Genomic DNA, 14,245 nt, shown 5'->3' with positions numbered 1-14,245 from the left:
GTGCTGGCACCGAGGAAGGTGGTGCCGGTGACGACGGCGCCCTGGCCGCCGCCCGCCGAGACGAGGACGTTCTCGGGGCGGACGAGCACGTCCACCTCGGCGCGCAGCTCCGTGGCACCGTCCACCGGAAGGCGCTGGCCCAGCAGCTCGACGGTCCTGCCCTCCTCCGTCAGCGCGCCGGGGATCCGGTTCATGGTGCCGACGAACTCCGCGACGAACGCCGTCGCGGGCCGGGCGTAGAGCTCGGCGGGGGTGTCGCACTGCTCCATGCGACCCGCGTGCATGACGGCGACGCGGTCCGCCATGGACAGCGCCTCCTCCTGGTCGTGCGTCACGAACAGGGTGGTGATGCCCAGCTCCTGCTGGAGGCGACGGATCTCCTCGCGCAGGTTCAGGCGCACCTTCGCGTCCAGCGCGGACAGCGGCTCGTCCAGCAGCAGCACGCGCGGCTGCAGGGCGAGGGCGCGCGCCAGCGCGATGCGCTGCTGCTGGCCGCCGGAGAGCTGGTGCGGGTAGCGGTCGCCGTGGGTCGGCAGACCCACCAGCTCCAGCAGCTCGTCCGCGCGGCGGTGGCGCTCGGCCTTCCCGGTCTTGCGCATCTTGAGGCCGAAGGCCACGTTGTCGCGCGCGTTCAGGTGCGGGAAGAGGCTGTAGGACTGGAACACCATCCCCGCGTCACGGCGATGCGCGGGGATCCGGGTGACGTCCTCGCCGTCGACCAGGACCTGGCCCGAGTCCGGGGTCTCGAAGCCGGCCAGCATCCGCAGCGCGGTGGTCTTGCCGCAGCCGGAGGGGCCGAGCAGGGCCAGCAGCTCGCCGGGGTTGACCGTCAGGTCGAGTCCGTCGAGCGCGGTGGTCGCGCCGAAGGTGCGGCGCAGGCCGACGAACTGGACGGTCGCGCCGGTGGAGGACGCGGTGGCGGGCGCTGCGACAGCCGCAGGCGCCGAGGAGTCCGTCGGCCCCGCAGGGGAGGGCACGGCGGCGACGGTCGTCGCGGGCGCGGGGTCGGTGGTCATGGACACTCCTGGAGCTCCTCGGAGGTACTGCTTCGACAAAGCATGAGTTCGGTGGTTCAGTGCTGGGCCTGCGCGCGCCCGCGGCGCTCGCTGCCGATGGAGAGGACGAGCAGCAGCACCCAGGTCAGCAGCAGGCTGACGATGGAGACGGCCACGGTGACGGGGCCCTGGCCGGCGCTGTTGCCGTTGACGATCCAGACGGCGAAGGGCACGTACCCGAGGATGGACGCCACGGTGAACTCACCCAGCACCAGGGCCAGGGTGATGAACGCGGTGTTCAGCATCGCCGAGCGAAGGTTCGGCAGGATGACGGCGACGATGGCCCGGGCCCGGCTCGCGCCGTTGTTCTGGGCCGCCTCCAGCAGGGTGCGCACGTCCAGCGCGCGCATGCCCGCGTCCAGGGTGCGGAAGGCCAGCGGCAGGGCCATCACGACGTAGGCGAGCAGCAGCACGACCGGGAAGTTCGCGTTCTGCGCGTCGAGGAAGGTGGCGTAGAACGGCGTCGGCGCCAGGTTGTCGTTGCACCAGCGCAGCACGTCGGAGATGCCGGCGGTCAGCGCGATGGTCGGCACGACCAGCGGCAGGGTGCAGGTCAGCTCGACGACCGTGCGCAGACGCGGGCTGCCCAGGCGGACCGCGACGACGGCCGGGATCAGCAGCAGGTAGACCAGCACGATGGTGCCGGCGGCCAGCAGCAGCGACAGCTGCAGCGCGGGCCACAGGCCGGGCACGGTGAAGATCTGGCGGTACGCGTCGAGGCTGAAGCCCTGGGGCGAGTTGTCGACGGTGAACCAGAGAGTGGTGCCGATCGGCACGAGGAAGTACAGCCCGGCGACGAGCAGCACCGTGCCGCGGCCCCAGCGGATCCGGGAGAGCCCGGCCAGCACGCCGCCACGGGCGCCGGCGGGGCCGGGGCCGTTCGCGGTGCTCGGGGCGGGGCTGCCCTCGGTGGTCAGGGCGGAGGCGGTCACACCAGCCATCGGGCGCTCCGGCGTTGCAGGGGGATGTAGACGACCATCACCAGCGTGGCGATCACGACCATGTCCAGGCTCATCGCCAGGGCGATGTTCGTGGCGTTCGGGTCGACGTTGCCGCTGAGCGCCGTGGCGATCTGCAGCGTGATCAGGGGGACGGTCGCGCCGACCATGGCGGCGGCGGTCGCGTACGCGGCGAAGGCGCTGCCGAACAGCAGCACGAAGCCGCCGAGCAGCGAGGGGGTCAGCACGGGCAGGGCCACGTGGCGCCAGTACTGCCAACCGGTCGCGCCGTTGTTCTGGGCCGCCTCGCGCCACTGGCGGCGCAGGCCGTCCAGCGAGGGGATGACGCTCAGAACCATCAGCGGGATCAGGAAGTACAGGTAGACCAGCGTGAGGCCGTTGAAGGAGTAGAGACTCCAGCCGTGCTGGTCGAGGTGCAGCTTGGTGGTCAGCATGCCGGCGTTGCCCAGGGTGGCCATGAAGGCGAAGGCCAGCGGCACGCCGCCGAAGTTGGCGAGCACGCCGGAGGCGCTCAGCACGGCCTTGCGCAGGAAGGCGAACCGGGAGGTGACCACGGCCTGCGCCACCAGCAGCCCGGCCACCACGGAGATCAGCGCGGAGAGCGCCGACAGCTTGACGCTGCCGACCAGCGCGTCGAGGTAGCCGCCCTGCATCGAGGCGGTCAGGTTGCCCATCGTGTACTGGCTGGGCTTGCCGGGGTTGTACGTGGTGAACGCACCGTAGGCCATGGCCAGGGCGGGAACCCCGAAGGCCACGGCGACGAAGAGCAGCAGCGGGACGACGGCGAACCGGCCCGCCGCCGCCCGCTGGGGGCGGCGGCGGGCAGGCGTCGCGCTCAGGGGAGCGGTGCTCACCCGGCGATGGCCTTCGACCAGTTGGCGGAGACCACGGCCTTGGCCTTGGTGATCTGGTCCTGGCTCGGGACCGGGGCGGAACCGGTGACCGGGGGAAGCTTGGCGGCCAGGGTGGAGTCCAGGGTGCCGGCCGACTTCATCGAGTCCATCAGGATCGGGCGGGCGTAGCCGCTCAGGAAGCCGTTCTGGCCGTCGTTGGAGTAGAGGAACTCCTCCCACAGGCGGGCGGCGGCCGGGTGCGGCGCCCACTTGTTGATGGCCTGGTTGTAGTAACCGGCGTACTGGCCGTCCGACGGGACGACGACCTGCCAGTTGATGCCCTTGGACTTGAACTCGTCGGAGTAGCCGGAGTTCAGGTAGTCCCAGTCGAGGGTGATCGGGGTCTCGCCCGACTCGACGGTGGACTGCTTGGCCTGGACCGGGTTGAAGTTGCCGGACTTCTTCAGCTTGCCGAAGAAGTCGATGCCCGGCTGGATGTTGTCCAGCGAACCGCCGTTGGCCAGCGCGGCCGCGTAGACGGCCGAGAAGGCGGCGTTGGCCTGCGTCGGGTCACCGTCGAGGGCGACCTGGCCCTTGTACTCCGGCTTGAGCAGGTCGGCGAAGGTCTTCGGGCACTCCTTGACCTTGTTCAGGTTGCAGCCGATGGAGACGTAGCCGCCGTAGTCGTTGTACCAGGTGCCGTCGGTGGCGGCGTGGCCCGAGGGGATCTCGGCGAAGTTGGCGACCTTGTACGGCGCGAACAGGCCCTGCTGCTGGCCCTGGACGGCGAAGGCACCGCCGACGTCGACGACGTCGGGCGCGCGGTCCTGGTTCTTGCGGGTCGTGATCGCGTTGATCTCGTCCTGCGAGGAACCCTCGGGGTTCTCGTCGCTGATCTTGATGCCGTACTTGGCGGTGAAGGCGTCCATGAGCTTGCCGTAGCCGGCCCAGTCGCGCGGGAGGGTGATGACGTTGAGCTGGCCCTCCTTCTTCGCGGCCGCGACGAGCGCGTCCATCCCGCCGAAGTCGGCGGCGGAGGTGGCGGTGGAAGCCTTGGCCGAGTCAGAGGAACCGCCGGAGCCGGCCTTGACGGAGGCGGCGGAGCCACAAGCGGTCAGCACGAGTGCGGAGGCGACCAGTACGCCGGTAAGCGCGGCGGCCCGGGCGGGGGTGGAGGTCACGATTGTCTCCTGAGGAGGCGTCAGTGCAGTCGGATCGGGAATCACTTGTCCGAACAAGTCGATGACAGTACGCCCGAGAATGGTGTCCTTTTGGTTAACGGCGCGTCAACACACGCAAGCCATTCCCCGTCGGAATGCCCCGTCCCGATGGGATGTTTCGTCGACCGTGCACGTAACGGTACGATCACGCCGTTGCTGCCAGGGTGAACGACCGAGCGGCGCCGACAGGACAAGGAGTGCGCACAGTGGCGGCACGGCACGAGGAGATCGCCGAGGAGCTGCGGCAGGCCATCGACCGCGGTGAGTACCCGGTGGGTGGAACGCTGCCCACCGAGACCGAGCTCTCGGCCCGCTACGGCGTCTCGCGCGGAACGGTCCGCCAGGCCGTGGCTGCGCTGACCGCGGAGGGCCGGATCGGCTCCCGCCAGGGCGCCCGGCGCGTGGTGCTCGGCAACCGGCGCAGCCAGAGCTTCGCCGAACTGCGCAGCTTCGCCCAGTGGGCGCACGCGATGGGCCGCACCGCCACCGGGCGGGTGCTGGACCAGCACCGCCGTCCGGCGACCCTGGAGGACGCCGAGAAGCTGCAGATCAAGCCCGGTGACGAGGTCCTCCAGGTGCTGCGCGTGCGCGGCCTGGACGGCGAGCCGGTGCTGCTGGAGCGCAACGTCTACGCCGCGTGGATGGCCGACTCGGTGGAGCGGCTGCCCGCCGACTGCATCTCCGTCGTCCAGGCGCTCTACGAGGACATCGGCATGATCTTCGCCTACGGCGAGCACGTCATCGACGCCGTTGCCGCCGGTGCGGAGGACGCGCGGCTGCTGGAGGTCCGCCGAGGCAGCCCGCTGCTGCGCATCCGCCGGGTGACCACGACCCCGGCCGGGCGTCCCATCGAGTGGTCCGACGACCGGTACGTGTCCGGCACGGTCAGCTTCACCGTGGCCAACTCCATCGGCTCCAACCCGCTGGCCCGCCAGGCCGGCCAGGCCTGAGCGCCCGCGGCGGGGCGCCGGGCTTCGGCCGTTGCGACTGTACCTACTGGTATGTACAGTCGAAGGCATGAGCAGCGACACCGCCGCACGACTCGTCGAGAGCATGCGCGAACTCCTGTGGGAGCGCGGCTACACGGGCACCAGTCCGAAGGCCGTGCTGCAGCGCGCCGGGGCCGGGCAGGGGAGCATGTACCACCACTTCTCCGGCAAGGCCGACCTCGCGCAGTCGGCGGTCGCCGCGACGGCGGCGGAGCTGCGGGCCACGGCCGACGCCCAGCTCTCCGGCCACGGACCAGCAGTCGACCGACTCACCGCGTACCTGCGCCGGGAACGCGAGGTGCTGCGCGGCTGCCCGATCGGCGGCCTCACCCAGGACGCCGAGCTCATGGCCGATCCGGCGCTGCGCGCCCCCGTCACCGAGACCCTCGCGTGGCTGCGCTCGCGCCTCGCCGCGGTCCTCGCGGAGGCCGTCGCGTCCGGCGAACTGGCGCCGTCCCTCGACCCCGAGGCGACGGCGGCCGCCCTGGTGGCCACGCTTCAGGGCGGCTACGTCCTGGCCCGCGCCGAGGGCTCCCCGGAGCCGTTCGAGCAGGCCGTCGCCGGAGTGCTCGGCCTGCTCTCGGCCTTCGCCACCGGATCGTCCGCCGGCTGACCGTTCACCGTTCCGACCAGGGGGTCCGTTCCATGTACGCGATGCAGTACCCGATCACTCTCCCGGCCGACCACGACATGGAGATCATCCGCAAGCGCGTCGCGGCCGCCTCCGCGATGCTGGACGACCGTGCCGGGCTCGGGTTCAAGGCCTACCTGATCCGCGAGCGCGGGATCGCGGGCTCGCCGGTCAACGAGTACGCGCCGTTCTACGTCTGGCGCGACACGGCCGCGATGGCGGAGTTCCTGCTCGACGGGGGCGGCTTCCAGAACATCATCCGCAGCTTCGGCCGCGTGCCCGTCCACACCTGGCTCGGCGCGGCGGTGCTGGCCGGCCCGGCGCGCGGCAGGCGCGCGGCCCTGGCGACGCGCCGCGTCGCCCAGCTCCCCACGGACGCCGACGAGGCCCAGGACGGCCTGGGCCTCAAGAAGTTGATCGGCCGTGAGATCGCGGCCCTGCGGGAGCGGGCCGCGCATCCGGACGTCCACACGGCGGCGCTGGCGGTCGACCCGCACAGCTGGCGGTCGGTCACCCTCGTCCTGTGGGGCGAGGGCGCCGAGCCGGCCGACGCCGTCGGGGCGGACCGCTACGAGGTCCTCCACGTGTCGGCGCCGGAGCTCGACCGGCTCGGCTGACCTGACGTCAGTTCGAGAACGAGGGAACCTTGGTGTCGTTCTTGAAGGCGTCGAAGATCTGCTGGGCCTCGGTCATGTTCCACTTCACGGCGTCGCCGTCGGTGGCGGTCATGTAGTTCGCGTCGGCGATCGGCACGGTCATGGTCTTGCCCTCGCCGCTCTTGAGGCCCTTCATGGCGAAAAACATCGAGGCGAGGTCGGTCAGCCCGGTGCCGTTGTCGACCTGGAGCATGGACAGCCCGCTGTCCAGGGTCGGGTAGAGCGTGAACGGGTTGAGCAGCACGCCCGGCGAGGTCGCCTTGTGGGCGAGCGCGTTCAGGAACTGCTGCTGGTGCTGCATGCGGGCCAGGTCCTGGGTGGCCTCCTGGTGGCGCTCGCGGACGAAGGCGAGCGCCTGGGTGCCGTTCAGGGTCTGGCAGCCGGCCTTGAGGTTCGCCCCGGACGCCTTGTCGACGATCGCGTGGTCGAGGCACATGTCGACGCCGCCCACGTCGTTCACCACGTTGACGAAGCCGGCGAAGCCGATCTCGGCGTAGTGGTCGATGTGCAGGCCGGTGTTGTACTCGACCGTCTTGACCAGCAGTGGGCCGTCGCCCTCGGCGAAGGCGGCGTTGATCTTGTGCTTGGCCTGGGCGTGCTGGACGCCCTTGCTGTCGGTCCAGGCGGGGATGGTGACGTAGGAGTCGCGGGGGATGCTCACCAGGGTGTCCCCGTTGGACCCGATGTGCAGGATCATCATCGAGTCGGTCCGGGCACCCGTGTCGTAACCCGTGTGCAGGCGCTGCTGGTCCGAGGTGGTGAGGCCGGCGCGGCTGTCGGAGCCGAGGATCAGCCAGTTGGTGCCCTTGCCCGCCGGCGGGCGGCCGGCGTAGTCGGTGAGCACGTTGCTCTTGTTGAGCTTGGTGCCGGCCCAGGCGTAGGTGCCGCCGCCGACCGCCAGCACGGTGACCACCAGCACGGTCGCCGTCAGGCGGATCTTGCGGCCGCGCGACCACCCGCGGCGCGTTCCGCCGACGCCCGGCCGCCCCGGGCCGCCGGGCCCGCCCGGGCCTCCGGGACCGCTCGGACCGGTCGGTCCGCCGGAGCCGTTCGACAGCATGTCGGGGGCGTACGGGGGCGCGCCCACGGCGGTCCCGGCCGGCCTGCGCGGGCGCTGGCGACCGGGCGCGGAGTTGCGCGGGTTCAGCTCGGGCGGCAGGGGCGGCTCGCTTCCGGGCCACTGGGACATCTCGCTCATGGCAACCGAGCATGCCTGCTCTCCCGGCCGTCCGGTAGGACGAACCGGGCATATCGGGAAGCTGTAGCAAAGCTGATGCGAATCGTCCATCGGATGAACACGACTGTTCGAGGTCTGTGGCAAGCGGCCAGGTCGGGGCCCTTTGACGCCGCCCTTTTGGAACTGTCCCGGCGACCCGCTGTACGGTGGCGGCACTATGGTCGCCACGCCCCTTCCCGCCGTCTCCGTGATCATGCCGGTCCTCAACGAGGAGCGGCATCTGCGCACCGCCGTCGAGCGCATCCTGGAGCAGGAGTACGACGGCGCCATCGAGGTCGTGATCGCCCTCGGCCCGTCCTCGGACCGCACCGACGAGATAGCGGCGCAGCTCGTCGCGGAGACCGCCGGCAGCGCGCGGGAGGTGCACACCGTCCCGAATCCGACCGGCCGCACCCCCGCCGCGCTCAACGCCGCGATCAAGGGCTCCCGCTTCCCGATCGTGGTCCGCGTCGACGGCCACGGCCTGCTCACCCCCGGCTACATCGCCACCGCGGTGCGCCTGCTCGACGAGCAGGGCGCGGCGAACGTCGGCGGCATCATGGCGGCCGAGGGCGAGACCGAGTGGGAGAAGGCCGTCGCGGCCGCGATGACCTCCCGGATCGGCGTCGGCAACGCCGCCTTCCACACCGGCGGCGAGGCCGCCCCCGCCGAGACCGTCTACCTGGGCGTCTTCCGTCGCGAGGTGCTGGAGCAGCAGGGCGGCTACAACGAGGAGTTCATCCGCGCCCAGGACTGGGAGCTGAACTACCGCATCCGCCAGGACGGCGGCCTGATCTGGTTCACCCCCGACCTGAAGGTCACCTACCGCCCGCGCCCCAGCGTGCGCGCGCTGGCCAAGCAGTACAAGGACTACGGCCGCTGGCGCCGCGTGGTCACCCGCTACCACCGCGGCTCGGTCAACCTGCGCTACCTCGCCCCGCCGGCCGCCCTGCTGGGCTGCGCGGCCGGCCTGGTCGCGGGCGTCGCGCTGACGCCGGTCGCGCTCGTCGTCCCCGGCGGGTACGCGGCGGCGATCCTGCTGGGCTCGCTCAAGGAGGGCCAGGGCCTGTCGCCCTCCGCCCGCCTGCAGCTGCCGGTGGCGCTGGCCACCATGCACATGTCCTGGGGCTGGGGCTTCCTGACCAGCCCGCGCTCGCTGGCCCGCCGGGTCATCGCGAGCACCGCCTCCCGGCCCGAGTAGACCCCGCGTAGACGCCGGACGGGCCGGGGGCGGTGCTCGGGCCTCAGGGCGTCGTGTACGGGCGGTAGCCGGCCGGTTGGGGGACCTGCGGGGGCGTTCCCGACCACTGGTAGGGCTTGTAGACGTCCATGCACTGCCCGCTGTCGTTCTGGGCGTTCTGGGTGACCGCGGAGGTCGGCACGGCCCCCTGCTTGGGCAGGGTGTCGCGGAAGTCGAAGCCGCTCGGCCAGTCGGAGCCGACGCGCAGCACCAGGTGCCTGACCGACGGGTCGGCCTTCAGCACGCTCGGCGTCAGGTCCAGCGCGGCGGCGACGGCCTGCGCCTGCGCCTGGTCCGCGGCCGGGTAGCTGAGCTGCGTCGTGCCGGTGACGTCGGTGGTGTCCCGCGCCGCCGCGGAGAAGCCCGCCGCGACCAGATGCTCCGTCATCTGCTGGCCGCGGCCCTCGGCTCCGGCGTTCTGCACGGAGATCCGGACGCTCGCCTTGTCCACCGCCGGCGCGGTGCCGCTCGGCGTGGCGGAGGGCGTGGGGCTCGCGCCCGGCGCCGTCGAGGAGCCGCCCTTGTCGAGCGGGATGTCGTTGGCGATCATCGAGAAGACCTTGTCGCTGTCGGCGTTCAGGGCCGGATCCCAGTTGTTCGGATCGCTCTGCCCGGGGGCCGTCATGTGGTCGAACGGGATGGTGACCGTGGTGACGCGGCTGGCCGGGACCTTGTTGAACTCGAGCGCCAGCGAGGTCATCGCCTCGATGCTCTTCAGGCCCGGGTCCACGGTCAGCGCCGACGTCGCGGTCTGCGCGAGCGCGTTGACCTTGCCGAGGTCGAGCAGCGTGTTCGCCGACTTCATCGTGCGGATCATCGAGTTCAGGTACAGGTGCTGGGCGTGGGTGCGGCCGATGTCCGTGCCGTCCTCCCAGGCGTGCCGGGTGCGCAGCCACTCCAGCGCCTGGACGCCGAAGATCGTGTGGCGGCCCGCGGGCAGCACCAGGTCCGAGCCGACCTCGTGCTCGCCGTCGGTGTCGTAGCTGATCTTGTAGTCGGCCACGTTCTCCTTGGTGCAGACCTGCACGCCGCCGACCGCGTCGGCCATCTTCACCACGCCGGAGAAGTCCAGCATGACGAAGTGGTCGATCTGGATGTGCGTCAGGCTCTCCCAGGTGTCGACCACGCAGCTGGGCCCGTAGGCCAGCGTCTCGGTGATCTTGCGGTGGCCGAGCTGCCTGCCTTGGCAGTCGTACGGCTGGACCCATGTGTCGCGCGGCATGCTGGTGATCGAGGCGTTGCTGCGGTCGGCGGATATGTGGACCAGCATCTCCACGTCCGCGTGCGGCGGCCCGCCCACGGAGGACGTCGAGCCGCCGAGGCTCACGTCGTCGGAGTTGTCGCGCGAGTCCGAGCCGATGATCAGCACGTTGATCGGCAGGTTGCCGCCCGCGGACTTCTCGGCCACGGTCTTCGGGCCCGGGCCGCCCGAATGGAGCGGCTCGGCGTGGATGTTGCTGTCGAGCACCTTCACGTAGACGTAGAGCCCGGCCGCGGACAGCAGCACCGTGGACGAGACCGCGACGGCCGTCCACGTGAGCACCCGTCTCCTGCGGCCTGGCCGCTTCCGGTGCCCGCTGCCCGCGGCGCCCTTCCTGCGCGTCGCCGCCCGGCCGTCCCCCTCGGCCGTCGGCGGCAGCGCGCCCGTCAAGGTGTCACCGCCACGTCTGCGGGCGCGCTCCGCGCTCGCGTCGAAGCCGCGGTCGAACTCCTGCGGTGGGATCTCGTCGCTCAACTTCGTCACCCCCTCCTGGATCCGCCCCGGTCAGCCGTTGGCCTGCGGCACGCTCGGCGGGGTCGAGCCGGTCCAGCTGTAGATGTAGTGGGTCTGGCCTGGTGCGAACTTGGCGTAGGGAGCCGGGTTGACGTCCATGCACTGCGACGAGTCCGACGCGGTCTGGTACTCCGCGTCGGTCGGCAGCCCGCCGCCCGCCGGGGCGGCCTGGGGGAACGTCGTGCCGGACTTCCAGTCGGCGCCGACCTGGAGCGTCAGGCCGGTCGCCGAGGCGGAGCTCTTGAGTGCCGTCGTCGGCAGCTTGAGCGCGGCCGCCACGGACTGGGCCTGCGCCTGCTCGGAGCTCGGGTAGACGAGCGTCGTCACGCCGTAGTCGACGAGCAGGGTGTCCCGGACCGCGTGCGTGAAGCCGTCGGCGGCGAGCGCGTCGGTGATCACCTGGCCGCGGTGGTTGACGCCGCTGCCGTTCTGCACGTCGAGGTGGACGGCGGCCTTGTCGACCTGTGTGGACGGCGCCGGGGTGGCCGACGGGCCCGGGCTCCCCGCGGCGCCCTTGCCGTCCAGCGGTGTGTCCCCCGCCAGCTCTGCGAACAGGCCGTGCGCGGAGTCGTTCAGGACCACCGGCAGGTTGTTCGGCGAGGCCGGGTCCGCCTGGAAGTGGTGCGGCACCGTCACCGTGGTGATCCGGTCGGAGGGCACCTTGTTCACGTCCAGGGCCAGCGAGCTCAGCGCCTCGATGCTGCCCAGGCCGTGGTCCATGGAGACGGCGTGGGTCGCCGCCAGCGCCAGCGAGTTCAACTTGAGCGGGTTGGCGATGGTCCCGACCGACTTCATCTGGCGGATCAGGGAGTTCAGGTAGAGGTGCTGCGCCTTGGCGCGGCCGACGTCGCTGCCGTCCTCGAAGGCGTGCCGGGTCCGCAGCCACTCCAGTGCCTGGACGCCGGTGACCTTGTGGGTGCCGGCCGGCAGCTCCAGGTGAGACCCGACCTCGTGCCACTGGCCGTCGTAGTACTGGCGCTGGTAGTCCATCACGTTCTGGCGCGTGCACACGTCGACACCGCCGACGGCGTCGGCCATCTTCACCACGCCGGAGAAGTCCACCATCACCCAGTGGTCGATGTGGATGTGCGTCAGCGCCTCCCAGGTGTCGACCACACAGCCGGGGACGTTGTAGTTGAGGCTGTAGGTGATCGGCTGGAAGGGCCGTGCGGGGTGCGTCACGCCCTTGGCGTCGGTGCAGGCGGGGATGTCCACGCGGGTGTCGCGCGGGATGCTCAGGATGGAGGCGTTGCTGCGGTCGGCCGAGACGTGCAGCAGCATCTCGACGTCCGCGTGCGGAGCACTGCCGTCGCAGGAGCCGCCGAGGTCGCAGTCGGCGCTGGAGGACCGCGCGTCCGAGCCGATGACCAGGATGTTCAGCGGCACGTGTCCGAACTTGTCCGGTTTGGGCGCGGCGACGTCGACCTTTCCGTTGCCGAGGGCCCCGGTCTTGAAATTGGAATCAAGGACCTTGATGTAGACGTACATTCCTCCGGCCGCGACGAGGACCGATGCCGCGGCGCCGATCGCGGTCCATTTGAGAATTCGTCTGCCGCGGGGCGCCTTTTTGCCGACGGCCTTTCGGGCGGCGGCCCGACCTCCGCTTCGGTGCGTTTGATCAGGTGTGTCCGAAATGGTCACACCCACGCGGTGGTCCTCGTGGTTCAAGGGCTGGTCCCCCCTCGGTGACGTCCGGTCCGCAGCCCTGCCCCCGCGCGCTGCGTCCGCAAACTTTAGCGATCCGTTGCCTGTGCCTCACAAGAGGGAGGAACCGGAGCCGAGAGAGCGAAATCCTTAATTCCGGCGCGTCGTGTCACGCACCGTGCCCAAGGAATTCCACTCGGTTCACGATCTGCGGGAACCTCCCGGGCAGCACGGACGCAGCCGTGCGGGGATCGGTTCCCGGCAACGGCTTCAGCAGCGGGAAAAAGATTTCCCGGTCCCGTGGAAGTCGGCGCCGAGCGTCAGCACCATCGGATCCCTGAGCCCCTTCGAGGTGCCGTTCCCGTGAAGCGCGGACGCGGGCAGGCCGAGGGCGGCGACCAGAGTGCGGGCCTGGTCCGCATGGTTCGGCGCGTAGACGAGCGTCGTCGTGGACTGGTGGGCGGCCGGGCCGCCGTTGCTGGTGCGCAGGTACTTCTCGGTGTTCTGCATCCAGCTCAGCACCGCCTCCGCCTGCCCGATGGTGCCGCTGCCGTTCAGCACGGTCACCCGGACGTCGAGCGGCTTCGCCTTCGGCCCCGAGGCCGGGAAGGCCGTGTCGGCGGGCTCCGCCCCGCAGCTCGGCGCGGCGGAGGCGGAGCCGGCGGACGAGGACGGCGAGGCCGCGTCGTTGGCGGTGGCCCTCGTCGCGGCGCCGCCGTCGTGGAGCACGAGGAAGCCGCCCGCCCCCGCCAGCACGAGAAAGCCGGCCGCGGCCGCCATCCAGGGGCCGCTGCGCGCGCCGCCGCGCCCGCGCCCACGGGCTCTGGCCTCCGCGCGGGATCCCGCGGCCGCTCCGGTGCCGGGCGCGCCCGCCCGTCGCCTGCCGCCGCCCTTGCCGCGCGTGCCCACCCGTCGCTCCGTTCCCCGGCTGTTCCCGGCCGACCGCCGGCCGCCGGGCTCTCCTGGGGCGCCAGCGTAACGGGAGCGGACCGCGGTGCGGCGCGGGCGTCCTGCGCCTCCGTCCGCCCGGCCGGCGTCGGCGCCGGGCTCGACACGGACCTCCCGCCACGTCGGGCCGGGCGGAGGGCGGAGCCCCGAACCGGGGGCGCTCGGGCGCGGCCTGACCCCGCGTTCACCGGTCCGGGTGACGTCGACCGGTCGGCGGAGCGTCGACCGGGTGGGTGTGGGCGTGGGTGTGACCCGCTCGTTGCCGGGGTGTCGCGGCGTCAGCCGAGGCGGCGGGTGACCCGCTCGTCCTCGATCCGCCGGGCCATGGTCTCCGGGGCCAGCGACCCGCTGTGCCGGCACAGCACCACGCTGCCGCCGACGACCAGCGGAGCCAGCAGTCCGCCGGCCAGACCGTCCCAGTCGCTGTAGCCGAGCGTCGACAGGACCCGGTCCTGCTCGTCGAGCCCCAGTTGCCGCGCCTGCTCCGCCGCCAGCGAGACCACGTGCGTGCCGCTCAGCTGCTCGCCGTCGATCTCCAGCGCCGGGCGCGACGGGTCCACCGGCGCGTACGGCACGAACCGGTCGCCCTGCGCCGGCACCTCGACCGCGTAGTCCACGAACCCGTCGGGCAGTTGCGGGAACCGCCCCCCGAGCGGGCGCAGCGCCAGCGCCACCCGCTCGCCCTCGCAGGCCAGCGCCTCCTCCAGGGTGTCCGGCCCGCTCACCACCAGCTGCGCCTTGGCCGGATCACCGCCCGGACAGGCCAGGACCCCCACCGACCAGCAGGCGAACAACCAGATCGCGCTCTGCCAGTGCGCGGGCAGCAGCAGCGCGCACCGGTCGTCCGGCGCGGCAGTCAGCTCGTCCTGCAGCAGGTTCGCGGTCTTGGCCACCCAGTTGTCGAACGTCTTGACGGAGAGCTCGACACGCTCTCCTGTCGCGTCGTCGTAGAACGTGATGAGCGGGCGGGCGGGATCGTCCTCGAGGAGGGAGCGCAGCAGATCGGCGGGGGACTCTGCGCCGCTGAAGGGTGTCTGGCTCATGGTGGTGCCCAGCCTACGGCGTGCGCCGGGCGAAGGG

The 14,245-nt window shown here is 71.6% G+C and carries 12 protein-coding genes and 1 pseudogene; 4 read left to right on the top strand and 9 right to left on the bottom strand.

The window, feature by feature from the left end:
- The 4 genes and pseudogenes from TR49_RS32140 to TR49_RS32125 form a co-directional block, all read right to left on the bottom strand.
- Positions 1–1,016, bottom strand: a pseudogene (locus TR49_RS32140) (ABC transporter ATP-binding protein); the annotation flags it as partial.
- A gap of 56 nt (positions 1,017–1,072) precedes the next feature.
- Positions 1,073–1,900, bottom strand: coding sequence for an ABC transporter permease (locus TR49_RS32135; RefSeq protein WP_042387948.1), 828 nt, complete (start codon positions 1,898–1,900; stop codon positions 1,073–1,075).
- 83 nt (positions 1,901–1,983) lie between these two features.
- Positions 1,984–2,868 carry an ABC transporter permease gene (locus tag TR49_RS32130; protein ID WP_084725651.1) on the bottom strand — a complete coding sequence of 295 codons (885 nt, stop codon included), beginning with the start codon at positions 2,866–2,868 and terminating at the stop codon, positions 1,984–1,986.
- Positions 2,865–4,028 (bottom strand): ABC transporter substrate-binding protein, encoded by a 1,164-nt coding sequence (locus tag TR49_RS32125; RefSeq protein WP_042387871.1) that lies wholly within the window; start codon positions 4,026–4,028, stop codon positions 2,865–2,867. The genes TR49_RS32130 and TR49_RS32125 overlap by 4 nt, the downstream gene beginning before the upstream one ends.
- Positions 4,029–4,273: 245 nt before the next feature.
- On the opposite strand from TR49_RS32125, the gene TR49_RS32120 reads away from it, so the two are divergent.
- The 3 genes from TR49_RS32120 (at position 4,274) to TR49_RS32110 (ending at position 6,304) form a co-directional block, all read left to right on the top strand.
- Complete coding sequence (locus tag TR49_RS32120; RefSeq protein ID WP_042387870.1) at positions 4,274–5,017, top strand: GntR family transcriptional regulator; 744 nt, start codon at positions 4,274–4,276, stop codon at positions 5,015–5,017.
- 67 nt (positions 5,018–5,084) lie between these two features.
- Positions 5,085–5,669, top strand: coding sequence for a TetR/AcrR family transcriptional regulator (locus TR49_RS32115; protein ID WP_042387868.1), 585 nt, complete (start codon positions 5,085–5,087; stop codon positions 5,667–5,669).
- 32 nt (positions 5,670–5,701) lie between these two features.
- A complete protein-coding gene (locus TR49_RS32110; RefSeq protein ID WP_042387866.1) occupies positions 5,702–6,304 on the top strand; it encodes a DUF4865 family protein in 603 nt (200 codons plus the stop codon).
- Positions 6,305–6,311: 7 nt separating this feature from the next.
- On the opposite strand, the gene TR49_RS32105 is transcribed toward TR49_RS32110, so the two are convergent.
- Complete coding sequence (locus tag TR49_RS32105) at positions 6,312–7,541, bottom strand: LCP family protein (RefSeq protein WP_042387864.1); 1,230 nt, start codon at positions 7,539–7,541, stop codon at positions 6,312–6,314.
- Positions 7,542–7,737: 196 nt separating this feature from the next.
- Here TR49_RS32105 and TR49_RS32100 point away from each other — a divergent pair, with 196 nt between their 5' ends.
- A complete protein-coding gene (locus TR49_RS32100) occupies positions 7,738–8,760 on the top strand; it encodes a glycosyltransferase family 2 protein (protein ID WP_042387862.1) in 1,023 nt (340 codons plus the stop codon).
- Between the two features lie 43 nt (positions 8,761–8,803).
- On the opposite strand, the gene TR49_RS32095 is transcribed toward TR49_RS32100, so the two are convergent.
- From TR49_RS32095 to TR49_RS32080, 4 genes are all read right to left on the bottom strand, one after another.
- Positions 8,804–10,543, bottom strand: coding sequence for an LCP family protein (locus TR49_RS32095; protein ID WP_152627556.1), 1,740 nt, complete (start codon positions 10,541–10,543; stop codon positions 8,804–8,806).
- Positions 10,544–10,564: 21 nt separating this feature from the next.
- Positions 10,565–12,061 carry an LCP family protein gene (locus tag TR49_RS32090; protein WP_052434819.1) on the bottom strand — a complete coding sequence of 499 codons (1,497 nt, stop codon included), beginning with the start codon at positions 12,059–12,061 and terminating at the stop codon, positions 10,565–10,567.
- A 426-nt stretch (positions 12,062–12,487) separates the two neighbouring features.
- On the bottom strand, positions 12,488–13,126 hold the full coding sequence (locus tag TR49_RS32085) for a LytR C-terminal domain-containing protein (RefSeq protein ID WP_052434818.1): 639 nt from the start codon (positions 13,124–13,126) through the stop codon (positions 12,488–12,490).
- Between the two features lie 317 nt (positions 13,127–13,443).
- A complete protein-coding gene (locus TR49_RS32080; protein ID WP_042387860.1) occupies positions 13,444–14,208 on the bottom strand; it encodes a TIGR03089 family protein in 765 nt (254 codons plus the stop codon).
- Positions 14,209–14,245 lie beyond the last annotated feature (37 nt).

The sequence above is a fragment of the Streptacidiphilus melanogenes genome (assembly GCF_000787835.1).
GTDB classification, from domain to species: Bacteria; Actinomycetota; Actinomycetes; order Streptomycetales; family Streptomycetaceae; genus Streptacidiphilus; species Streptacidiphilus melanogenes.
This window is presented reverse-complemented; position numbering and strand designations above follow the sequence as displayed.